This window comes from Phyllobacterium zundukense (assembly GCF_025452195.1).
GTDB classification, from domain to species: domain Bacteria; phylum Pseudomonadota; class Alphaproteobacteria; order Rhizobiales; family Rhizobiaceae; genus Phyllobacterium; species Phyllobacterium zundukense_A.
The window spans coordinates 446,119-469,209 of the sequence record NZ_CP104970.1 but is presented as its reverse complement, the minus strand read 5'-3'; the positions used below and the strand labels follow the sequence as shown (position 1 = coordinate 469,209).

General features: G+C 56.0%; 19 protein-coding genes and 1 pseudogene. 17 read left to right on the top strand and 3 right to left on the bottom strand.

The window, feature by feature from the left end; all coding sequences use genetic code 11:
- Positions 1–15: 15 nt before the first annotated feature.
- The 4 genes from N8E88_RS04055 (at position 16) to N8E88_RS04040 (ending at position 4,946) form a co-directional block, all read left to right on the top strand.
- Positions 16–1,299: an extracellular solute-binding protein gene (locus N8E88_RS04055; protein WP_262290773.1), complete on the top strand. Its 1,284-nt coding sequence runs from the start codon at positions 16–18 to the stop codon at positions 1,297–1,299.
- A 126-nt stretch (positions 1,300–1,425) separates the two neighbouring features.
- On the top strand, positions 1,426–2,577 hold the full coding sequence (locus N8E88_RS04050; protein ID WP_262290772.1) for an aminotransferase-like domain-containing protein: 1,152 nt from the start codon (positions 1,426–1,428) through the stop codon (positions 2,575–2,577).
- 79 nt (positions 2,578–2,656) lie between these two features.
- Complete coding sequence (gene ilvE, locus N8E88_RS04045; protein ID WP_262290771.1) at positions 2,657–3,571, top strand: branched-chain-amino-acid transaminase; 915 nt, start codon at positions 2,657–2,659, stop codon at positions 3,569–3,571.
- A gap of 94 nt (positions 3,572–3,665) precedes the next feature.
- A complete protein-coding gene (locus tag N8E88_RS04040) occupies positions 3,666–4,946 on the top strand; it encodes an ABC transporter substrate-binding protein (protein ID WP_262290770.1) in 1,281 nt (426 codons plus the stop codon).
- 623 nt (positions 4,947–5,569) lie between these two features.
- On the opposite strand, the gene phnF is transcribed toward N8E88_RS04040, so the two are convergent.
- Complete coding sequence (gene phnF / locus N8E88_RS04035; protein WP_262290769.1) at positions 5,570–6,304, bottom strand: phosphonate metabolism transcriptional regulator PhnF; 735 nt, start codon at positions 6,302–6,304, stop codon at positions 5,570–5,572.
- Positions 6,305–6,416: 112 nt separating this feature from the next.
- Here phnF and N8E88_RS04030 point away from each other — a divergent pair, with 112 nt between their 5' ends.
- The 3 genes from N8E88_RS04030 (at position 6,417) to N8E88_RS04020 (ending at position 10,465) form a co-directional block, all read left to right on the top strand.
- Complete coding sequence (locus tag N8E88_RS04030; protein ID WP_262290768.1) at positions 6,417–7,931, top strand: alkaline phosphatase family protein; 1,515 nt, start codon at positions 6,417–6,419, stop codon at positions 7,929–7,931.
- Between the two features lie 124 nt (positions 7,932–8,055).
- Positions 8,056–9,303, top strand: coding sequence for an ABC transporter substrate-binding protein (locus N8E88_RS04025; protein WP_262290767.1), 1,248 nt, complete (start codon positions 8,056–8,058; stop codon positions 9,301–9,303).
- A gap of 64 nt (positions 9,304–9,367) precedes the next feature.
- Complete coding sequence (locus N8E88_RS04020) at positions 9,368–10,465, top strand: aminotransferase-like domain-containing protein (RefSeq protein ID WP_262290766.1); 1,098 nt, start codon at positions 9,368–9,370, stop codon at positions 10,463–10,465.
- A gap of 561 nt (positions 10,466–11,026) precedes the next feature.
- Here N8E88_RS04020 and N8E88_RS04015 read toward each other — a convergent pair.
- Entirely contained in the window at positions 11,027–11,149 is a 123-nt protein-coding gene (locus N8E88_RS04015) for a helix-turn-helix domain-containing protein (RefSeq protein WP_262291087.1), read from the bottom strand.
- Positions 11,150–11,649: 500 nt separating this feature from the next.
- Here N8E88_RS04015 and N8E88_RS04010 point away from each other — a divergent pair, with 500 nt between their 5' ends.
- The 5 genes from N8E88_RS04010 to N8E88_RS03990 all read left to right on the top strand — a co-directional run bounded on the left by N8E88_RS04010 (position 11,650) and on the right by N8E88_RS03990 (position 16,138).
- Positions 11,650–12,951 (top strand): ABC transporter substrate-binding protein, encoded by a 1,302-nt coding sequence (locus tag N8E88_RS04010; RefSeq protein WP_262290765.1) that lies wholly within the window; start codon positions 11,650–11,652, stop codon positions 12,949–12,951.
- Between the two features lie 234 nt (positions 12,952–13,185).
- Positions 13,186–14,151 carry a hypothetical protein gene (locus N8E88_RS04005; RefSeq protein ID WP_262290764.1) on the top strand — a complete coding sequence of 322 codons (966 nt, stop codon included), beginning with the start codon at positions 13,186–13,188 and terminating at the stop codon, positions 14,149–14,151.
- Between the two features lie 17 nt (positions 14,152–14,168).
- Positions 14,169–15,299, top strand: a complete 1,131-nt coding sequence (locus N8E88_RS04000; RefSeq protein WP_262290763.1) for an aminotransferase-like domain-containing protein — start codon at positions 14,169–14,171, stop codon at positions 15,297–15,299.
- A 279-nt stretch (positions 15,300–15,578) separates the two neighbouring features.
- The gene (locus N8E88_RS03995; RefSeq protein ID WP_106665885.1) at positions 15,579–15,821 is read left to right on the top strand and encodes a hypothetical protein; all 243 of its coding nucleotides are present in this window, start codon (positions 15,579–15,581) and stop codon (positions 15,819–15,821) included.
- A gap of 83 nt (positions 15,822–15,904) precedes the next feature.
- On the top strand, positions 15,905–16,138 hold the full coding sequence (locus N8E88_RS03990; RefSeq protein ID WP_262290762.1) for a hypothetical protein: 234 nt from the start codon (positions 15,905–15,907) through the stop codon (positions 16,136–16,138).
- Positions 16,139–16,341: 203 nt separating this feature from the next.
- Here N8E88_RS03990 and N8E88_RS03985 read toward each other — a convergent pair.
- Positions 16,342–17,816, bottom strand: a pseudogene (locus N8E88_RS03985) (protein adenylyltransferase SelO).
- 596 nt (positions 17,817–18,412) lie between these two features.
- Between N8E88_RS03985 and N8E88_RS03980 the strand changes: the two are divergent.
- The 5 genes from N8E88_RS03980 to N8E88_RS03960 are packed head-to-tail and all read left to right on the top strand — an operon-like array spanning position 18,413 to position 22,959.
- Positions 18,413–19,342, top strand: coding sequence for a TauD/TfdA dioxygenase family protein (locus N8E88_RS03980; RefSeq protein WP_262290761.1), 930 nt, complete (start codon positions 18,413–18,415; stop codon positions 19,340–19,342).
- Between the two features lie 23 nt (positions 19,343–19,365).
- Entirely contained in the window at positions 19,366–20,451 is a 1,086-nt protein-coding gene (locus N8E88_RS03975) for an ABC transporter substrate-binding protein (protein WP_262290760.1), read from the top strand.
- Positions 20,452–20,511: 60 nt separating this feature from the next.
- Positions 20,512–21,336 carry an ABC transporter permease gene (locus N8E88_RS03970; protein WP_262290759.1) on the top strand — a complete coding sequence of 275 codons (825 nt, stop codon included), beginning with the start codon at positions 20,512–20,514 and terminating at the stop codon, positions 21,334–21,336.
- Positions 21,326–22,114 carry an ABC transporter permease gene (locus N8E88_RS03965; RefSeq protein WP_262290758.1) on the top strand — a complete coding sequence of 263 codons (789 nt, stop codon included), beginning with the start codon at positions 21,326–21,328 and terminating at the stop codon, positions 22,112–22,114. The genes N8E88_RS03970 and N8E88_RS03965 overlap by 11 nt, the downstream gene beginning before the upstream one ends.
- Positions 22,111–22,959, top strand: coding sequence for an ABC transporter ATP-binding protein (locus tag N8E88_RS03960; protein ID WP_262290757.1), 849 nt, complete (start codon positions 22,111–22,113; stop codon positions 22,957–22,959). The genes N8E88_RS03965 and N8E88_RS03960 overlap by 4 nt, the downstream gene beginning before the upstream one ends.
- Positions 22,960–23,091: the final 132 nt, after the last annotated feature.

The following is a 23,091-nucleotide window of genomic DNA, read 5'->3' as shown; positions in this document are numbered from 1 at the left end:
AAAAGGACAGCTACAATGAAACTAACTCGCCGAGCTTTCGCCAAAGTACTCTTTGCTTGCCTCGCCACAGTTCCAGCGCTCTTAATTCTCTCAACCGAAGCATTGGCCGAGACAATTACACTGAAGATTTCCCATGCTTGGCCAAACCGAACCGAGTTGCTGGACAAAATGCGGGCCGGCTTCAATGCGGCGCACAAGGATGTTCAGATCGAATACGTTGCCGCAGGGGACAACTGGCAGCCGCTCTTTCAGTCCACAATCCGGGATTCGCTGGTCGGTCAGTTCCCCGACGTTACCCACCAATTAATCAACTATGCGGGGCACTATTCGGAGAAGGGTGTCGCCCAGCCGATCGATACCATACCCGGAGGTCCGGATTTCATTGCATCATCGGGTATTTCTGGCGCTCTTGTTGAGGCTGCGACGGTGAATGATCATGTCTATGCCGCGCCCTACGGCCTGACAGTGCCCGTTGTCTTCTACAACATGAGCCTGCTCAAAAAGGCGGGTTGGAACCTGGATCGGCCGCCCCAAACCTGGGCAGAAATCACCGATGCCGCAACCAAGGTCTCGGCTCTCGGCGGCAATATCAATGGCGGCTACTTAGAGTTTGAGGCATCCAATAACTTTATGTATCAGAACGTGTTGACCGGCCTTGGCGGCTCCATGGCCAATAAAGACAGCGCCATAGGATTCGACAATGAGACCGGCGTAGAAGCTATGACGACCATCCGAGATTTCGCCAAGGCTGCGAATACTTCAGCGATGACGACGAACCAAGCCCGCCAAGCGTTCAATGCAGGAACAATGGGCATTCTGTTTCGTTCGGCAAGCGGCATTCCTTCGGTTATGGAGGCTGCCCAAGCTAATAGCTTCCAACTCGAGATCGGCTCCTTCCCGGTCGTCTCCGGTAAAGGCAAGCTCTCGGCGGTTTCTCACGGAATGTTCATTCTCACCAAAGATCCCATCCGCCAAAAAGCCGCCCTTCAATATCTCGAATGGGCCTACGGACCTGAAGGGCAGGCATTGGAGGCAGAATACGCTGGCTACTTCCCTGCAAATTCCAAAGCGCTCAACGAAAGCGAGCTGTTTGCCGACTATATCAAATCGAATCCCTACGTCCGCAATCTGACCGCATCACTGTCGGACGCCGGTGACTGGTACACTTATCCGGTCGACAACACTGACCAAATCTTTGACGCTCAGATCGAAGTCGTTCGTGGCGTGATCACCGGTAAGACCGATCCTGCCGCAGCCGTCGCACAGATGTCGGCCGAAACAGAGAAGCTCCTGAAATAAACATGATGGGGACCGATTGGTCATCCTTTCGGCCCCACTTCCCCGCTGGCTGCGATGTCTCTGATCCAGCCCTTCCTGCGCGGGCGCCACCCCATAGAGCCAACTAAAATTAGAAAACTCGAGGCCATGATGAACGCTCCGACACTAGCCGCACAGCTCGAAACCCCGATAACGGGGCGCTCTTCGCTGTCTCCTGTTCCGATGACGGGCAACCTCCCCCCGCGTGTTTCTCAAGTCTTCGATCATGAATACCGCATGGCCATGCGAAACCTCCTAGAAGCGCGGGAGCCGATGGACTGGATTGGCGTCCACCAGTTTCTGGGGTTCCCGGAAGATCGTGCGGCGGGCGCCCAGTTCGTGATGCGGCGCCTTTCTGCGGCTCCCGACCTGGAGCGAGTGGTTTTGTCCCACTCGACACAAGCCATCCTGACCGTTTTGTGCAGTTCGCTCGTGGGAGCCAATGGCGTTCTGGCGGTCGAGGAATTGACCTACCCGACCATGGCGAAGTTCGCCAACCAGATGGGCTTTAATTTGGTCGGCGTCAAACTGGATGAGGAAGGGATCATACCAGACGCGTTCGAACGAGTGTGCAAGGAGCACAAGCCACACGCCCTCTATACTCTGCCCACGTTGCAAAATCCGACGGCCGCCATGATGGGGTTGGAGCGCCGCAAAGAGATCGTTGCGATTGCGCGAAAACATGGTGTTGCGATTTTCGAAGACGATATCTATTCGCTACTGCCGGAGGACGTGCCGCCACCCCTCGCCGAACTGGCGCCCGAGATTACCTATTACATGCTCGGCACGGCCAAATCGATCGGCGCGGGCCTCAAGGCGGCCTATCTGGTAACGCCGACGACTACTGAACCGGCCCGGTTGTTCTGGCCCGGCAGCGGCATGACCTATTGGATGATCGCGCCTGCCAATGCGGGTGTTGCGACGCAACTCGTCCACAACGGCGGTGCCGACAGAATCATTGCAGCTGTCCGCGAAGAAACCCGCGCACGGCAAAACATGGTTGCGGCAACGCTGAAAGCCACCAGTTACCGGACTGCACCCGAATGCTTGCACGTCTGGATGGGAGCCCCATCGAATAGGGATCTCCAGGAGTTCGTCGAAGATTGCAAACGCCGCGGTGCGGACGTAGGCCCTGCGAGCAGTTTCCTCCTCGCAGGCGGCTCGACGCCACATCGCATCAGATTTGGCACCGGTAAGGCGAGGGAGCGCTCCGACCTTCAGCGTGGTCTGGACGCGATTGCGGCGGCCTATTTCTCCTGAACACACGTCAAAGTCGAGTTCATCACCCAGTACTCCGACCTCGGCTTTCCCCTCAATCGAATAAACAATGAGAGCGGACATGGCAGCCCCAGAATTTGTCTATCACAATGGAAAGATCGTTCCGTGGAGCGATGCAACACTACACGCGTTCTCACTAGCCGGAAAATACGGAATCGGAGTCTTCGAAGGCCTCCGGGGCTACTGGAATGACGAGGATGAGCAGCTCTACCTGTTCAGGCTTGCAGAGCATTTCAAACGTTACGCCTTCTCTCAGAAGGCGATGCGGTTCGATCCTGGCCCGAGCGAGGAGGAACTGACACAGGCGATCTTTGACCTATGCAAGGCCAACAACATCCGGTGCTCAGCGCACTTGCGCGTTTCGGCCTTCATTACGAATGAAGGCGATATGGTCGCCACCGGGCCGGTCGGCACGACCATCACAGCCATCCCGCGCCCCTCGGCAAGTCAGGTGAAGAAAGGCGCCTCCGCACAGATAAGCTCGTGGATCAGAATACCCGACAATGTGATGCCGGCAAGGATCAAATGTAACGCCAACTACCATAACTCCCGGCTGGCTTCGATCCAGGCGAAGCAGGATGGCTACGATCTGCCAATTCTTCTGAACTCGCGTGGCAAGGTTTCGGAAGGGCCGACAACATGCATCTTCCTCGTCAAGGGTGGCCGGCTCATCACGCCTGATGTGGCCAGCGATATTCTTGAGTCGATTACCCGCGAAACCGTCATGAAAATTGCCAAGGAATACTTGGACCTCACCACGGTGGATCGGGATGTCGATCGAAGCGAGTTGATCGCTGCCGATGAGGTCTTCCACTGCGGCACAGGCGCTGAGATTGCGCCGATCACGTCCATCGATCGCCTTCCCGTTGGCGATGGTCAGCCTGGCTCTCTGACCACAAAGCTCCAGGAAATCTATTTCTCCCTCGTCACGGGAAAAGACCGGAACCACCCCGAGTGGAGGACACCGGTCTATTGACGGACTAACAGCGTAGCCACCGGATCACTCTTGCGCAGGGCCCAGTTCCTGGCAGTTCCGCGAGAGTTTCAACCATAACATGAGGAAGTTTCATATGTGGACATTAAGACGTAAGTTCCTTGCAGTACCAGTAGCCGCGGCGATCTTGTCGCTGTCGGTTCACATGGCATCGGCCGACGAGGTTGGAAAGATCAGGATAACAGCTGCATCCTCCGATCTTAACGCAATGTGGGTGGAACTGGCCAAGGAGTTCGAGAGGACCCATCCCGGAATTAAGGTCGAGCTCGACAATTCCAATCGGAGCTACGACGACCTCGTTCAGGCTACACTTCGCGATGCGCTCACCAATTCGTTGCCTGACGTATCGTTCCAGGGGGCCAATCGTCTCCGGACCTATACAGACCGCAATCTTGCTGTGCCGCTTGGCCAATTCTTGGATAATGACAGCAGCGACAGTCGAAAGGCGCTTTCCCCCGCTGTCGCTGAGATCGGAGCCTTCAAAGGTGACACGTATGCCCTTGGATTCGGCGTTGCGGTTCCCACCGTCTTCTACAATCTGGATCTGATTGCAAGGGCGGATGGTAATCCCAAGAATCCACCGTCGTCCTGGGAAGATATCCTGGCAATCGGCAAAAAGATCACCGATCTGAGTGACGGGAACGTTGGTACCATCTTTCAGTACGACAGCGCCGACTTCTTCTGGGACGCATTGTTGTTCAGTCAAGGCGCCGGGATGATGAATGCGGAGGAAACAAAGATCACCTTTAATGGACCGGAAGGACTGAAGGCGCTCGAGATCATAAAGGCAATCGGCGAGTCCGGACAGGCCGCCGTCGACATGTCCAAGGATCAGGCCCGTGCCGCCTTTGCCGCGGGCAAAGTGGGCATCATCTTCGATTCAAATTCCAATCTCCCGCGTTTCGAGGAATCCAGTGCCGGCCACTTCGACATGGCAGTCGGAGGCTTCCCTTTGTTGTCGCCCGAAGGCAAGCTACCGGCAGCCGGTTCGATCGCCCTGATGTTCGCGACGGACCCAAACCAACAGAAGCTTGCATGGGAGTTCCTCAAGTTCGCGGCTGGCCCGATTGGTCAGAAGATCGTGGCTACCAAATCCGGTTGGTTGCCCGCGAACGATTACGCGTTACGCGACTCGAAAGAACTGCAGGACCATTTCGCTCGCAATCCCCATTATAAGCCTACCCTTGACCAGGTCGCGGCGCTCAAAGGCTGGTACGCCTTTCCCGGTGATAATGCGTTGAAAGTCACACAGACGATCGTGGATGGGATGCGTGCGGTCATTACCCTTAAGGCATCCCCTGAAGACGCTTTGGCCGATATGTCCGCAAAAGCTCGAAAGCTCTTATCGGTCAATTGAACCCGTTAGTAGCTTCAGACGAACATAGCTCGACAGCCACATGTACCCCAATGAACAGCTGACAATTCGTCGAGGCATTCCATGCCTGACCTGGTCCCTTTATGGTCACAAAGAACGTCCATTGGCGCTCTTTGTGACGGGGTGGTCATCTAGGGCGGATCGCCTATGGTGGTCATTCGGCATGCGATCCACACGATTTTCTAGCGGGCTGGCTAAACAGAGTTGGTTACAACCTCCTTGTACCGTCCCACCCATTGAACATCGGCTATTTGCTACAGCTGTTCCTGACATCATGAGTTGGACGCAGGTTCTTATCGAACTGGCGAAAGAAAAGGTACAGGAATGGGGTCTCGGTCCGCGTTTGGTCGCCATCGCCTGGAGCATGTCAGGACGGTTCGCCACAAAGTTAAAGGTTAGGGCTGCGTCCTCTGATCTCAACAGCAAACTGCCGAAGCTATTCGGTCGCTGCACTCAGAGGTACAAACTGTCGAATCAGAGTTACCGATCTTCTCTTGCACGACCTAGATGAGAACGAAACACGTCCGATTGGGGCAGTCAGGGTATTGCGCTCGAGCAGTGCAGCGCCATGACTGCGGCGCGCGGTTTGACCTTTGAAATGATAGTCACATGTCCATGACGAATTCGACGCGGCTCGAACAAAAGGAGGTAGAGGCATACATAACTGGAATGCCATCTGAATCGACATTAGTCACGATCACCTCGAGCACGCTTTCATTCGGCGGCATCCTCAGATAGCGCGCCTCATCGTTGGTTGGCTGGCGGGAGCGCACACGCATCATCTTTCGCTGAAAATCAGTAATCCCGACTTGGCGCAGACAAGCAGTTATCGAAAGGCGTTCTTTTTCTTCCTGCTGAGCCGAACGAAACACCTCGGAAATTCCGGGAAGCCGTGACGTGGGAAAGTAATTGCTCCCATAGCTAAGGGGAAGGCCATTGGCCTCTCCTAGAAGCCTTGCCAGTGTAGCGGTTTGGCCGACTGGAATGCCTAGCCCCGCCGCGACCGCTTCATTCGCCGGAAGGTCGCCTAATGATATCAGTTTCCGGCTCGGAACTCTATTTAGCCCGACCAAGTTTTCCTCAAACCGGGTTCTCGGTCCCATGCGATAAGATATAACGTTTTCTACAACGAACGCACCTCGTCCGCGTTCGATTCGTACAAGCCCCTTGTCTTGAAGGTGAGCCAAAGCTCGCAGCGCCGTATGTCGGTTTACACCAAACCGAATGGCCAGATCAGGGGCGGAGGGAATTCGAGAACCTGGCGTCCACACTCCATTGGTTATTTCGTTAGCTAGCGTTTCCCCCATTTGCCGCCAGAGGTTCATACCATCGTTTTGCATTCCGTCTTCCTTATTCAAACTTCTTACGCAAGTTTTGCGCTGTCACACAGATGTCATATGGGCGCTCTATTGATGCGGTCTAGACCACTAGACCGCGAAAGATGGCACCGGAATGTATCCCTCAATTGTTAAATTTCTTGTTGTGAGCTTCGATGGCTTGCGTCCTGACCTTATTGATTCTGCCCAGACTCCAAATATTGCGCGACTCAAGGCTCTTGGCACAAGCCTTGCCGCACAACGGACAGTTTATCCGAGCGAAACCCGCGTTGCTTTCCCCAGTCTTGTCACTGGCGCCACTTCCAGCCAACACGGCATGGTCGGCAACAAATATGTCGATCGTGGAACTACCCCGCAACGATACGTGGACACGTCCGACGCCGTCCTGCTCCACCGGCTGAACCGCGAAAGCGGCGGCATGCTGATGAGCTCGCCGACGCTGGGCGAAATCTTAGGACGGGCGGGAAAAAGCCTGGCCGTGCTTGCCACAAATACGCCGGGCACCACACGTTTTTTCCATCACAAGGCGGAGGAATTCGGCCATATCCGCATTTCTGGGCATTTCCCGGAAGCCTGCACCCCCGAAAGCACGCTGACGGAAATTACCCGCCGCTTCGGATCTTTGCCGCCGGTGCCGCCGCAGGGCGAGCCGGACATCGAAGCACAGACATTGATTACCTCGATCTTCCTTGATTATCTCTGGCCGGAGCATGCCCCGGACGTCACCGTACTGTCTTATGGCGAGCCAGATACCTCGTCGCACTTCAACGGCACGGGTGGGGCCAAGACCCGGCAGGTGATTGACCACTGTGATGCTGAGTTCGGCCGCATTCTCGACTGGTGGGAAGCCGAAGGGAGGGCCGCCGGGGTCCAAATCATTGTGCTTTCGGATCACGGGCACATTACCGCCCATACACGTGTGTCGGTCGCCGACAGTCTAACGATCGCAGGCTTCAGCCCGGCCACAGCACCCGGAAGCGGAGTCAATGTTGTCGTTGTGCCTGGACAGGTGGGGGCGCTCTACCTCACGGACCGCTCGACCACGCAGCTTACCCGGCTGGTCGAAGCGCTGGTCGAACAGCAATGGGTGGGGCCGATCTTTACGACTGGAAAGAACGAGGTCGAAGGCATGGCGCCCGGCAGTTTCGCCAGCCATCTCGTCTTTGCCGACCATCCGCGCGCGCCGGATGTATATTTCTGCTTCCGCGCCGACGACAGCGTCGATGAATTCGGACTGGTCGGCGGCACCTTCTACGACAATGACCGGCGCCCGGGTCTCGGCGTGCATGGTGGTCTGCATCCGAAGGAGCTTGCCTCGGTCGGTATTGTGGCCGGCTCTGCCTTTCTTGACGGCGGCTATGTCTCCGAAATCCCCTCCGGCATATGCGACATCACGCCGACCATCCTTTCGCTCGTCGGTATGGCCAGTCCCAACAGCATGACTGGCCGTGTTTTGTCTGAGGTACTGCGCGAACCCCGTACAGGTGGCTCTGGTAGCTTATTACCCATAGTCGGCACACCCCAGATCTTTGAGACCGGCCTCAAGAACTATTCCCAGCAACTGCAACGCACCAGTGTCGACGACGCCCTTTACCTCGACGGCGGCTGGGTGCATCCGAGAGCAATCTAGCGCTTGCTATACATTGAAGTGACGTCGCAAGTGCAGCTTGCAGGTGCCAATTTGTCGAACCGCTTCTGTCCGCGTCGGAAAATCGACTGTTAGTATCAACCCCACTAAATACGGAGCAACCCGAATGTCCGTTAATATCTTCAATGTACTAGCCGTTTCCCTTCCTGCTCTTTTCTCGACCTGCGCCTCGGCGGAAGACTTAAACGTACTATATTCCAACGCTTATCTTCTTAAGAAGCCAATGGAGGAGATCGTTAAGGGCTTCGAGGATGCTCACCCTGGCACGACTATACATCTGTCAGATGTCAAAGGTTATGCTGATATGACGCAGCTTATGCTGCGGGCAGCGATAACCGGCGGAGTTCCTGACGTAGCTTTTCAAGGAACAAGCTTTCTTCAGGTTTTTGTTGACCGTGGCCTCGCCGTTCCACTCGATGATTTTATCAACTCCGATTCAGATTGGAAGAACTTCGGTTATTCGAATTCGATTACCAAAATTGGCCAAGTAAATGGCAAGACCTACGGCATTCCTTTCGCTATCTCTATCCCGACAGTCTATTTTAACGGCGATCTTGTGAAGGCTGCCGGAGGTGATCCGCAGAACCTTCCGAAGACCTGGGATGGCATTCTTGAACTTGCCAAGAAAATTCAGGCGCCCAGCGGCGGGATCTACTTTGACTACGCCCCCACTGGCAACTGGACCTTTATCTCTCTGATTCAGGCCGCTGGTGGCGGAATGATGACGCCGGATATGAAGAAGATTGCCTTCAACCGTAAGGAAGGCATGGACGCCCTGAAGCTGTTGAAGGCGATTGGCGAAGCAGGCATGAAAGACATGAGCCGCGATCAGGCAAAGCAGGCTTTTGCCGCCGGCTCCATCGGCATTTTTGTAACCTCCAGCTCAGACATCACAAGCTATACCGAGCAAGCGGCGGGTCGGTTTCCGCTCATCGTTTCCCAATTTCCGGTCCCCTCCGAGAAGGGCACGCTGCCGGCAGGAGGAAACGCCATCATGATTCATACCAAAAATGCGTCCAAGCAGAAGCTCGCCTGGGAGTTCATCAAATATGCGACCAACCCGGAATCGCAGACGGCCATGGTGAAAGCTGCTTCGTATATCCCGGTGAACGAACGGGCCGTGCAGGATGCCGAACTACTGGGAAACTACTACAGGGACAATCCTAACCTCCGGATTCCGGTCTCTCAGCTTGCTCAGCTCAGCGGTTTCTTCTCTTTCCCCGGTGAGAATTCTACCAAGATCACCAAAGCCATCAAGGATCAGTTGCAAGCGGTCATCACGCTTAAGCGCTCGCCAGAGGAGGCCATGCTGCAGATGGCGAGCGAAGTCGAAGCACTCCTTCCTAACGAGTGATTCGTTGCTCGACACGGTTGCGGCCATTCGGGCCGCAGGCCTCTTTTCACATAAGGACAATTCAATGTCACGAGAACCCATCAGCCTGATACGTACAACGCCGCCCACACCTTCCTGGGTCGGCGAGGAGTTTTCCAAAGCTTTCCTCGAACTCTCGAGGCGAAGCGACTTACCGACCTTAATGCGAACACACAAATTTATCGGTGCGATGGAAGATCGGCGCGCCGGCGGCCTCTGGCTGAAGCAGCGGTTCGGTGAAGAACTAGATCCGGATCGGATCATCGTCACGAACGGCACCCAGAACGCCTTGTTTATAACGCTGGCGACAATGGTAGGCCAAGGCGGACTGTTGCTCACGGAACGCCTCAGCTACTACGGCTTTCGTCGTCTCGCTACCTTTTTGGGCATTGACGTGCGCGCGATCGAGATGGACGATGACGGCGCTTTGCCAGAGGCGTTCGAAGCCGTATGCAAAACCGATAAGCCAAAAGCTCTCTTTTTGTCGCCCACGCTTCACAACCCCACGACTATCATAATGTCGCGCGAGCGCAGGTTGGCATTGGCTGAAATAGCGCGCAGATACGGTGTGATCATCATCGAGGATGACGTGTACGGCCTCTTGCCAAAGGATGCTCCGCCGCCAATCGCGGCCTTGGCTCCTGACGTTACATGGCATGCGACGGGACTTGCAAAATGCATCGCGCCTGGCCTGCGTATCGGCTATCTCGTAGCACCCGACGCCGCAGCCTCCGCAAGGGCCTTTCAGCCCTTCAACACCACCTCCACCTGGTTCGTCTCGCCAGTTTCGGCTGCCATCGTTGAGCACTGGATCGGCAATGGTGTCGGTAGGCGCATTCTTGACGCCGTGAGAGAGGAAGCTGCGGCCCGACAGGTGATAGCGCGGTCGATCCTCGGCCGCGCTAGCTACCTGGCTAAACCAGAAGCGCTGCATTTGTGGCTCGATCTGCCTGCTGGCCTCACGCAAGAAGGGTTCATCAGTGCCTGCAATCAGCAAGGGGTCGTTCTCCGAAGTGGGGAAATGTTTGCAGTGTCGAACGAGCAGGCCTCGCCCGCAATACGAATTGTTCTTGGCAGCCCCAGCAATCGCGAGGAATTGACCACAGCTTTGGAAGGGGTCGCTGCCGTTCTAAAAGCAGCCTGACTTGTCCAGGCCATGGACCGGTGAAGGTCGCTGTATGACATTACAGCGACCTTTCCGCACTCGGGAGCCGGACTGCTGAACTTCCTTTCCTGGAACGCGGTGAATCCAGGCTGCCTCATCACAGGCATTCGTTCCGAACTTCCCGCCCAGATCATCGTACAAGGCCGCCGGCCTCTCAACGCTGCTCGTCGTCGGCGCTGTACACTATGATGACGAGGACCGTCTTGTCCGCACCATTCGCCACGGCGCCCGGGTCACCATCGACAAACGACCGTTCATGCCGTCGATCAGCCGTCTTGGTAGGGGAACTATGACTTCGGCGGGCTCAGTCAACATCAAGTTTGGGTTTAGGAGCATGGCAAAAGCTATCAGTGGAAGCGGGTGCAAACCAGATACTGATGATATCGTCCGTGCCGCCATCCATTTCTTTCGAGAATTCGCGCAAATTGGGATGAGACCGTATAGGCCAAGTGGAAAGCGACGTCCGCACAACAAGACGATAGCGTCCTTCCTGTCGTTGCGGCGCCTGAGCTTTGCGGTGATGGCCGGGCCGCTCGATCATCATCGCCCGAAATATTCCTCAAATCCTGCTGGTTGGTGGCTGACCGAAGTTTGGCTGATACCGAGTGTCTCCGCGGCCCGCGTGACGCTGTCGCCTCGTGCGACCTGAACGGAGCGAAAGATCAGTTTCGTACGTCACAATCTCTCCGTCCAATGACCGGCTTCATCCATCCAGGGATCGCGCCATTGGCATCGGTTTATTCGATATATGTCATCAGTTCGTAACACGACGGTTTCAATGGTCTCGCCATTCAGAGCGATGGCGGTCCTACTGGCAGCTCAACGAGGAACACATGACGGGGCATAACCATCGAACAAATACACAAGACGTTCGGGCCGACGCCCGGACGCCAGAGAGCTGCCGAGATCTCCGGAATCATCCAGAAACGCATCCATATCATCGAATTTCGCGATCTTTGTCATGTGCTTGTCATTCGAAGGGCAGATGAAAACCTTATTATTGAACTCATCGCACCGCAGTTGGCCTTCCAGAGCGACACCGCGAAAACATCAACAAAGACTTCCGACGAGAAGAACGCTGTCGTCCTGCGTTTATCTATACCACTCTCAAGGGCCTGATGCAGGCGCCACTCCTCAAACTCTAATGTGCCGGAGACCATTTTATGCCTAAAAACCGCCGTGCTGTTTTGATCGCAAGCGCCTTAGCTTTAGGCGCATTGGCCGTCTCGTCCGGCCATGTCGTCGCTGCTTCGGCGGATGCGAAGACCGGTACTGACAAGAAAGTAACAATCAGAGTTTCCTATGCCCCAGCGCATCTCAGTGGTCTCTACGAAGCAATTGCCACGCGCTTTATGGAGAACAATCCCGAGATCAAGGTGATCTTGGACTCACCCGCCGCCGATTATCAGGGCCTTACCCAGCAGATCTTACGGCAAAAGATCACTGGCGAACTGCCTGATGTTACTCACGAAGGTCTCAATCAGATCAGAACCCTGGCCGATCGCGGAATCGCGGTTCCTCTTGATAACTTCGTCGCAGACGATCCCACATGGAAAGATGTCGGAGTGCCGGACAGCGTTAAGTCTTTCGCCTCTTTCCAAGGCAAATCGTATGGACTGCCATTTGCGATCTCAGCTCCGGTTATTTTTTACAACGCCACCCTCATAAAGAGAGCAGGCGGCGACCCCAACAATCTCCCTACCGACTGGACCGGCATCATCAACCTTGCCAATAAGGTTAAGACGCTCGGGCCGGAGAATGACGGCATTTACGTCGAATACACCAATGGCGGCTGGTCATTTCAGATGCTCGTAGGAAGCTTCGGCGGCAGGATGATGAATGAACAGGAACAAAAAGTCGAATTTAATGGACCGGCCGGCCTGCAAGCCATGAACCTCTTGCAGCGCTTGGGAAAAGAAGGCCAACCTTCGTTCGGGAGAAATCAGGCTAGGCAGGCTTTCAGTGCTGGCACTCTTGCTATGCTTGCTACTACGAGCGCTGAGCTGCACAATTATCAACGCGCAGCTGCTGGCCAATTCGAAGTAAAAGTCGGACCTTTTCCGGTTTCATCAACGAATGACCGGCTGCCCGCAGCGGGCAACGGTCTCGTAATGCTCACGCAAGATCGGGAAAAGCAACAGGCCGCGTGGAACTACATCAAATTTGCTATCGGTCCGGTTGGTCAGCTCATAATGGCCGAGACCACAGGATACGTTCCGGTTAATGTCGCGGGCATGCAAGATCCAAACGGGCTGGGGAAGTACTTCAAGGATCATCCAGAGCAATTGGTGCCCGCCGACCGTCTGCCATTGATGACCGGTTGGTACACGTTCCCAGGGGATAACACTCCTCAGATCACCAAGGCGATCGAAGACATTTGCTACGAGGTCGTCACGTTGAAGCGAGCACCGGAGGATGCAATGGCAGACCTTACGAAGACCGTTGAAGCATTTCTTCCTCACTAATGCGGGTCTCAGCGCCCTAGCAAACTTTGTATCGCCGGGATCTGGACTGCCTCCTCTACTTGGCGATATCGACCTTAAATTGATGAAAGATTCTGCATGATAAAGGACGAACCGCATCCAGCCTTGTTCACGAGTGAGGAGCGAGTGCTGCAAGGTGGCATCAGAAGTCTCCACTACTTCCGCCGAGGAAATACCGAACAGCCTCTTGTCATCTTTCTTCCGGGAGGGGCCCATTTGGCACGCATCGCCTACGGCGATCCGTCTTCAGATCGCACCCAGTTCCTAGATTATTGGCTCGATCAACAGCAGTTGGGGCTGCTCGCACTATCCTATCCAACCGACCATCCCGCGGTGGAAGCCGTCCTGCCTGATCTAACAATCAAGGCTTGGTCAGGGTGGGTTGCCGCGGTTACATCTGCGGTCCTCAAGGACACGCCGATGCGTCCGGTTGCTGTAGCGATGTGGAGCATGGCTGGGCGCTCCGTTGCGGCAATCAATACGGCACTCCTTCGTCGAAACATTAACGTATCCTGCTTCTTGTCGATGGCAGCGACGCCGCCGCTTCCTGGCCTCATGCCTTTAGCTTCGGGCGGGGAAAAACTGACGACGCACGGGCTTTGGGCCCGCACCCTAGAAGACGCGCCCGACGGTATTGCCGATCGGTTCATTAAGAGCTTCCTCAAGGAACTGAATGCTCAGCGGCAGCTCAATGGCAATGTGATCGTCAGCGACGAAGTCTACTTGCGCCAATACATCTGTAACACGCCGATCATGTTGCGCGGCACTCCGCAGCGCTATTCAGCCGCGGGAGTAAGTTGGGATTTCGAGGCAGCGCAGGAAGATATGAGGGCAACCCACTTCTCAACATTCCCTTTCACCGCGACGATTTTGCCGACCGAGCGTGTCGACGAGGGGCATGTTTTAGGCGATCGATCAGCCTGGCATTTCTTCAACGTCCAAAAGTTGCGCGCCGACGCAGCCCGCCTTGATCTCGATGTGATTTCCTGGGCGAAACTACGTGCGTTCGTCACCGAAATGCCCGGGCGTCTCTACCGGGAGGTCGAAGCCGGCCATTTCTTTTTCCTCGGCGCGCGAGGCGCAAAGGAGACCGCGGACCACATCGCCGAACTGATCGACGAGGTTGGCGAGCTCCGCCGCCAACTTTGTATGATCTTTGGGCCGCGCCCTACTGATCACTAACATCTGGAAAGACATCAATGAGCATTTTGAAACTCGCTGATCGCGAACCGATCGATATGACGCGGACGATGCCGCCCGACATTGCGGGTCTCAACCTTAGAATTCGGGCATCGCTCGCCAATGTCGCAAACCTGGATGATCTTGATTTCATGGTTCAACGCCATCGCTTCTTTGGCTCCGAAAGTGAGAAGGAACTAGCGGCGGACTGGCTTGGCAAACGGCTCGGCTTTACCCCTTCAGCTGATCGGCTATACATTTCCGGTGGAACGCAAAATTGCCTACAGATTCTCATGCCCCGGCTCGTCGGGACCGGTAACTGCCTAGCGACCGAGATGATGTCCTACGCAGGCATTTCGCAAATTTGCCGACTATTCGACATTCGCGTAGCTGGCGTTGAGATCGATGAGTATGGGCTCGTTCCCGACGCCTTCGCGCGCGTTTGCGAGCGCGAGCGGCCCAAAGTGCTCTACTGCAATCCGACAATTCACAATCCTACGACGTCCATCCTGTCGGTGTCGCGCCGTTCCGAGATAGCTGAAATTGCCCGCAGGAATGGCGTCATCATCATCGAAGATGATGTTCACGGCAAGCTCATGCCAAATGCCCCACCACCTATCGCCTCAATCGCTCCTGATATCACTTGGTATCTCATGAGCGTATCAAAATGCATCGGGATGGGACTGCGGGTAGCCTTTCTTGTGTCACCTGAAGACGAGGCCGCTTTTCTCGACTTATGCACTCCTATCCAGAGTATCTCGTCATGGTTTGTGCCAGGCATATCTTCGGCCATTGTGGCCGACCTCATCAAGAGCGGCGCAGCCGACGAAATTGCTACAGAAATCCAAAAAGAGGTAGCTGCGAGGCAAGCGATCGCATCAGGCGCGCTCAAAGGCTTCTCGTTCTTGTCGAAGAACGCTTCCCTCCATCTCTGGCTGAGCCTTCCCGATCATTGGAAAGTTTCAGACCTCGTGTCTGCCGTGAGACGAGACAATGTGCTAATGCGTGCAAGTGATCTCTTCAATGCTGGCGGGATCACGATGCCAAATAAGGTTCGTCTTTCCTTGGTCGCGCCGAAAACAAGGGCAGAGCTTTCCTTCGCACTTGAACGCATCGTCGAAAACTTAAATAGATACCCACCGGCCGTTTAGGAAATGGACGCCGATCTGATTGCCGGAGCCTGCTGATCACCCGCACGCGCACTGGCACTGGCCGGCCTCAACAGAGGCTTCAACTGATACAAGAAAGGCCCCAATGTTCGAGATGGCACTATCGGTTGCCCACGCCAGTCGCGCAGCGTTAGGCCGCCGCGTTTATTAGCAAATCATTGGCTAATCGTTGCAAGGGGACTGCCGTTCCTTCACCCTAATGGCCGGACGTCGTGCTATGTCTTCGGCAAAAGCAACCACAGGATTGAATTGGATAGCTTGATGTCTTCACCAACGAAACTGGTTGTGGTCATGGCCTTTGACCTTGATGACAACGGAGAACTTGCTCCTGCCTTCGATGCTGTGCAATTTGACAGCGAGGAGCGTGCACTGCGCAGCGCACGCGACCTTTCCAGAAAACACCACGGGGTGATTGCATGGTCCCGTGAAGCCGAGCCAAATATCGGCGAGTACGGCCCGCCAACGACCATCTTTCAGTCAGGGGAAGTTCCGGATATGGACTGACCTTGTCGCAGAAGCCCGGAATTGTACATCGGCTGTTGACCAGTGCGCGGACGCTGGCAGCAACCTCGCGGCCAGAGCAGCAGATGCTGCTTCGTGAAGCTGCAAAACAAATCGAGGCATATCAAAACCTGTTGGCTGTTTATGGATCCGCTGCCTACGAAATCGATGAGGAAATTTGTTGCAGGCTGACGGACTACGCAGACAGGATCGATTTCAGCTATCTTGATGAAACGAGATTAGTCATGCTGGAGGCCGCTGCCGTGATCAGACGTCTCCGTTTGATACTCGGCATCAAGCCCGAAAGTTCATCGCCCTGAGTTACAGCAATGATCTCGGCGGGTTTGCCCTTGTGGAGCGGACCAGTGGTGAGGCAAAGTTGGCGGGCCTTTCATGACCATTGGTGGGTTCAAGCGGTCTTGGCCTTTATGAAGTCTTCAACAGTGCTTTTTGGCTTTCGGCCGATTCGGCTCGCAAATTTCCGGCCGCGCCTAGCCTCGATTTCTCTTGAACATATGAGACCTCACGTACCACAAAACGTTTCGAGCACGCGCTCGTTGATTTCCGGTGGCTTTGCATAGTGCGCGAATTTCGCCCGGTCCTCGAAAGGTTTGCCGCGAACCGCCAGCAATTCTTCAAACGGGCGGAAATTATTATTCTGGACCGCTGCCGCTATCACCGCTTCGACGCGGTGATTCCGGGGGATAAAAAGCGGATTGACGTGGAGCATGGCAGTCCGGCGCTCAAAACCTGTTTGTGATTCACGAGAGATCCGGGACCGCCAGCGTGCCAGCCATTTTCTGAACGCGCCAGGTTCTGTAAACAGGTTGAGGACTTTCTCATCGGCGTTGATGGTCTCGGCAGAGTAGCCCAGATATCGGAACGTCAGAGTAAAGTCCGCTCGGCCCTTCTTCATTGTGTCGAGCAGTTCTTTGATAAGTGTCAGGTCGTTTTCTTCTTCGGTGAACAGACCAAGCTTCCTCCTCATCCCGGTGATAAACACCGTCTCGAATTGGGCGTCGAAAGTGGCTAGCGCGTTTTGGGCCAAGGACACTGCCGTGTCCTGATCGTCCGCAAGCAACGGGAGCAGTGTCTCTGCCAAACGCACCAGGTTCCACAGAGCGACCGGTCCCTGGTTGCCATACGCGTAGCGGCCCGCGTGATCGATAGAACTGAAAACCGTCGCCGGATCGTAATTGTCCAGGAATGCACATGGACCATAGTCGATAGTCTCGCCGGCGATGGACATGTTGTCGGTATTCATCACACCGTGGATAAATCCGGCCAACATCCACTGTGCAACCAGCGAGGCCTGGGCTTCGATCACTGCCGCCAGGAGCGACCGGTAGGGCATCTCGCCTGCTGCCGCCTCGGGATAATGGCGGGCAATGACGTGGTCTGCGAGAGCACGGATGCCCTCAGTGTCACCCCGTGCGGCAAAAAATTAAACGTGCCAATTCTTATATGACTGGAGGCGACGCGGGTGAGAACGGCACCAGGGAGAGACGTCTCACGCGCAACAGTTTCTCCGGTCAGTACGGCAGCGAGCGCGCGGGTCGTTGGAATCCGCAGGGCATTCATTGCTTCGCTTAAGATATATTCGCGCAGAACGGGACCCAGCGCCGAACGTCCATCTCCGCCACGCGAAAAAGGCGTCGGTCCCGCCCCCTTTAACTGTATATCACGTCGGACACCGTCTCGATCAATGACTTCACCGAGCAAGATCGCCCGGCCATCGCCCAGTCGCGGGACGAAATAACCAAACTGATGTCCTGCATATGCGGTGGCAATAGGGTTAGCGCCCCTCGGGACATTGTTTCCCGCGAGCATGTGGATACCCTCGGCGCTGTTCAACCACCGATCATCTAGCCCCAGCTGGTAGACGAGGTCCAAGTTCAGCTTGATCAATCTCGGAGATGCAACAGGGGTAGGCATTGTCCGAATGAAGAACTTGTCCGGCAGTCGGCTATAACTATGGTCGAATGCGATTTCGGTCATTCCAAACCTGCTTTCTGGTTGCTTAACGTAGCCAAGCGTTTGCCAGAGCACAAGTTGGCGTCGATCGTGCCAAGAACGCACGTTTTGCTCAATTGGCAGCAATCGCAAAATTGATTTGTCAAAAGTTTATTTCATCAGTCGAGGCTCCATTTGCGCCGGAGTTGCCGCCATGACCGCAACCGAGAATGCCACTAGCCGATCCGCGGGCGTCCGTTGCTGATGCTTTTCGAATCTCCTGCAGAATTGAACATCAGTCTGTCTCGTGGATTGCTTCTTTAATCATGTCCACGACAATGACGGGGTGATGATACTTGACGTGTCATCGCCTCGAGCGCCCTTACCCCCTTTCGTGATCTCCTCCACCAATCAGCGAGCCAGCGCTATCGGCTATAGAGAATTCGCCACCGAGACCGCAGTAACGGAGATGCTGTTTCGCGGGGTCAGGTAAATTTAGAATATTATCTCTATAGATTTAGTCGATTATGCTATTCGATAGTTCTGTCGACATAACAATGAGATTTACTCAACGCCCAGCGGACGTCTCGCTGGCCGGATGTGACTTGCTGTCTTCTTCCAAGATCAACCAGGAGATTCCCATGAGCAACCCAGTCCTTGTTAATCAGACCATTCCTCAGTCCGACGTTGTACCGCTGACCGGCCGTGTCGGAGCCGAAATCAGAGTTGTCCGCCTTGGCGCAGACCTTTCGGATGCAACGATAGCAGCCATCAACCGGCTTCTTTTAAATCACAAGGTGATTTTCTTCCGCGGCCAGGAGCATCTCGACGACGCGGAGCAGGAATTGTTCGCGCGGCGTCTGGGTGACCTTGTACCTCACCCTACACAAGGACCTGTGGCAGGCACGGCCTCAATCCTCAATCTCGATTCCAGTCGGGGCGGCGGCAGGGCAGACCAGTGGCATACCGACGTGACCTTCGTGGATGCCTATCCGAAATTCTCGGTCCTTCGCGGCGTGGTCATTCCGGCAGCTGGGGGCGATACGCTTTGGTCCAATACCCACGCCGCATACGAAAGCCTGCCGGCGCCGCTCAAACTATTGGCTGACAATCTATGGGCCATTCACAGCAACGCCTACGACTACGCGGCCGTGCGCCCGCGTGCCACCGCCGAAGAGAAGAAGCATTACGAGGAAGTCTTCACATCGACAATCTACGAAACCGAGCATCCGGTCGTGCGCGTCCATCCAGAAACCGGGGAAAGGTCCCTGCTGCTGGGCAATTTCGTGCAGCGCCTCGTCGGCCTGTCCAAGAGCGATTCCGCAAAACTCTACGAGGTGTTCCAGTCCTATATCACTGCTCCGGAAAATACCGTGCGGTGGCGCTGGCAAGCTGGTGATGTCGCTATCTGGGACAACCGCGCCACCCAGCATTATGCGGTCAACGACTATGGCGACCAGCACCGGGTCGTGCGCCGTGCCACGGTTGACGGTGACGTTCCTGTCAGCGTCGACGGTCGCCGCAGCGTAACCCATGTCAAGGCAGCCAAGCCGGCGGCGAAAGCAGCCTGACCGCGTTCAAAGGGGGAAAGATCATGAAACTTCGTATCTTCGCGGCGCTTGCCGCACTTATCACCGCGCTTAGCTCTGCCTCAGCAGAGGAATTGACCATCCGCTTCGGCCATCCCGGTATTGGCCTTGACAACAAGCAATATTCGTACGGGGATGCGACTTCCTATGCGCGGGCCCGAGAGCTCATAGAAAAGGAATTCGCCTCCGACAAGGACATCAAGGTCGAGTGGACCTTCTTTCGTGGCGCTGGTCCTGCGCTCAACGAATCCGTTGCGGCAAAGCAGCTCGATTTCTTCCTGCTCGGCGACCTGCCGGCGATCGTCGGCAGGTCGCGCGGGCTTGAGCACAGGTTCCTTTTCGCCACCAGCCGGCATGAGCCGATCTATCTCGCCGTGCCGGCCAACAGCGATATCAAATCCATCGACGACGTGAAGGGCAAGAAGGTCGCGCTCTTCAAGGGAACCAATCTGCAGCTGGCCACGGACCACGTATTGTCCACCCACGGCCTCACGGAAAAGGACGTCCGCTTTATCAATCTCGACACCAATGCTGCCGTACCGGCACTCACGTCTGGCAATGTTGACGCCGTGTTTGGCGGCCCGGAGTATCTGGCGCTGGCGAAGAAAGGGATCGTGAAGATCGTCTACACCACCAAGGGCGACGATCGGACGCTCGGCCGGAACACGTCCTATCTCGTCACGACCGCCTTCGAACAAGCCCATCCTGATATTACGCAGCGGGTGGTCACCACCTTTGTGAAAGCAGCGGCCTTTGCCTCCGATCCAGCCAACAAGGACGAGGTCTTCGATGGTTGGGCGCTTTCCGGCTTCCCGAAAGATGCCTTCGAAGCGGACATTGAAGGTGACACTCTTGCGAACCGGCTCAATCCCCTCATCGATGATTTCGTCGTCGCCCGCTACAAGGACCAGGTCACGCGGGCAAAAACCTACGGCTTGATTAAGGGCGATGTCGATGTCGACGCCTGGTTGGAGCCGAAATATCTGCAGCAAGCGCTCAAGGAACTGAAGCTGGAGAATTACTGGTCAAGCTACACGGCCAACGGCGAGATCGCCAAGCCGGGTGACCTCGACAAGAAGCAGACGAACTGAATGCCGCGGGGCCGAGCCCGCGCAAACGGCGCGGGTGGCTCCTTCCCAAGAGGACAAACGATGACCTTGACTGTTTCGGCCGATCCGCCTGCAGAGCGACAATTCACCAGGTTATTGCCGGCTTTGGCCGACATCACCTACGGGATTTCACTACCGTTAGCGCTGTTGCTGGCATGGGGGTTTTCATCGCGCTTCGGCTGGCTGCCGGAACAGATCTTGCCCGCTCCTGACGTGGTCTGGACAACGGTCGTGGAACTGTCGCGCGACGGGTCACTTGCCGAACACACCCTTCAAAGCCTGCGGCGCGTTGCCATCGGTTTCGCAATTGGAGCGACGCTGGGTCTCGTTGCCGGAGCGGCTCTCGGTCTCCTGCCCCGCGTTAGAGCGTTCATCTGTCCGGTCTTCACGGCCATTGCCCAAGTGAACATGCTGGCTTGGCTGCCACTTCTCGTCCTGTATGTTGGCATCGATGAGGAGCTCAAATATGTCAGTATCGCGTGGTCGACAACGATACCGGTGATATTGGCGACCACACGCAGCATTGCCGACGTCTCCCCAAAACTCGTGGAACTCGGACGCGTCCTCGATTTCACCCCGCTGCAGCGTGTGTCGACGATTGTCCTGCCAGCCGCACTGCCATCTCTTTTCACCGGCCTTCGCGAGGGATTGGCGGCCGCCTGGCAGAACCTGGTGATTGTCGAATTGTTCGCGTCGTTCGAAGGTCTTGGCTACTTGATGACCTGGGGCCGCCAGCTCTTCCAGCTGGAACTCGTTATCGTCGCCATGCTGGTTATCGCGGCGATCGGCTTGTTGCTTAACACGACACTCCAATATCTGGAACGCTTCGTCCAGCCTTGGAAGACGGAGGACGCCCATGGCCGCTGACACCTCGCCTTTCCATTTGCTTCGTAGCGTAGCGCGGCATTGGCGCCCTTTTCTGGCTTTCGGAGCTATCTTCCTTCTTTGGCTGGCGGCAACGCGGTTTGCATGGGTGGATCCCCGTTTCGTTCCTTCGCCAGCAGCAGTGGTTGCTCGCGCCAGAACGGAATTCACCACCGGCACGCTGGCCTTCGATATCAGTGAGAGCCTTAGGCGAAATATCACCGGCTTTGCGATTGGCGCATCCGCCGGCCTGTTGCTCGGCCTGGCACTTGGCTTCTCGCGCACAGCGGAGCGGATTATCGGCCCTAGCCTGCTGGCCTTTCGTCAGATCGCGCTTTTCGCCTGGGTACCGCTCTTGTCAGTTTGGTTTGGTGGCGCGGATGCCGGGAAGATCGCCTTCATCGCCGTCGCCGCATTTCAACCGGTGGTCATCAATACGTGGCAGGGCGTGAGAGGGCTGCCTCCAGCCTACCGGGAGCTGTCGGAAGTGTTGATCTTCAGCCGGATCGACTTTGCGCGTCTCGTTGCTCTGCCTGGTGCACTCCCCTCCATATTCACGGGCCTGTATGGCGCTCTGATCTATGCCTGGCTGGCGACAATTGGCTCGGAGCTTTTCCTCAATGTGACGCCGGGAATCGGCGGCAGGCTTAACGAGGGGAGCCAGCTGTTTGAGATGGATCTACTCTTTCTCGGCATCATCATCCTGGCCGTGATCGGCCTCTTCTACAATACCTCAGCCCTCTGGCTGGAAACATGGCTTCTCAGGAGAAGAACGAGATGAACCAGATATCCCCATCGCCCGCTTTTCAGGTTAATGTCGCGCCGTCACTTGAAATCCGTCATCTCGACAAGAGCTTCAATGTGGCCGGGCGAGAGCTGAAGGTGCTTGCCGGTGTCGATCTTTCCGTCAAGACCGGAGAGTTCGTCACCATCGTGGGCGCGTCAGGCTGCGGGAAGTCCACTTTGTTGCGGCTTATTCTAGGCCTCGATCTCGACTATAGCGGGGATATCCTCGTCGACGGCACGCGGGTCCATCGGCCAGGTCTCGATCGTTCGATCGTTTTTCAGGATCACAGACTATTGCCCTGGCTCACGGTCGAGGGAAATGTCGCGGCTGCGTTGCGACGCAGCCCTTTATCACGGACCGCAAAGAAGGAGACGGTGCGCGAGCATATCGAGCTCGTTGGTCTGACACAGTTTACGAAAGCCTACCCGGCACAGCTCTCGGGTGGAATGGCGCAGCGCGTTGCCATCGCCCGGGCGCTCGTCAACCGGCCGCGGTTCCTGCTTCTTGATGAGCCGCTCGGTGCATTGGATGCGCTAACGCGTCTCAGGTTGCAGGACGAACTTAAACGGATCGTTCAACATGAGGGGACGACGGCTCTACTAGTCACCCATGACGTCGACGAGGCGGTTCATCTCGGACATCGGATCGTCGTCATGCAGCCTCACCCCGGCCGCATCGCCACCATCCTCTCTATTCCCGAGCAAGCACGTCAAGACCGGTCCACCCCGGAGTTCATCCGCCTGCGGGACAAGGTTCTCGGGCTTCTGGGCGTCGGTGCCGCGGTACGCCAGACAAAGGAACGGACTGTTGCCAAAACCATCGGCGAGCAAACGAGGTAAGGCAAATGCAAACATCCCTGTTGGTTGCGAGGGCACGCAACCAACGATTCCTGCGATTGGTCGAGCGGCGCGTTCCGAAAATCGCAGCGTAACAATCATCGACGGCCTTCAGCGAGTTCGAACCACTGCCCC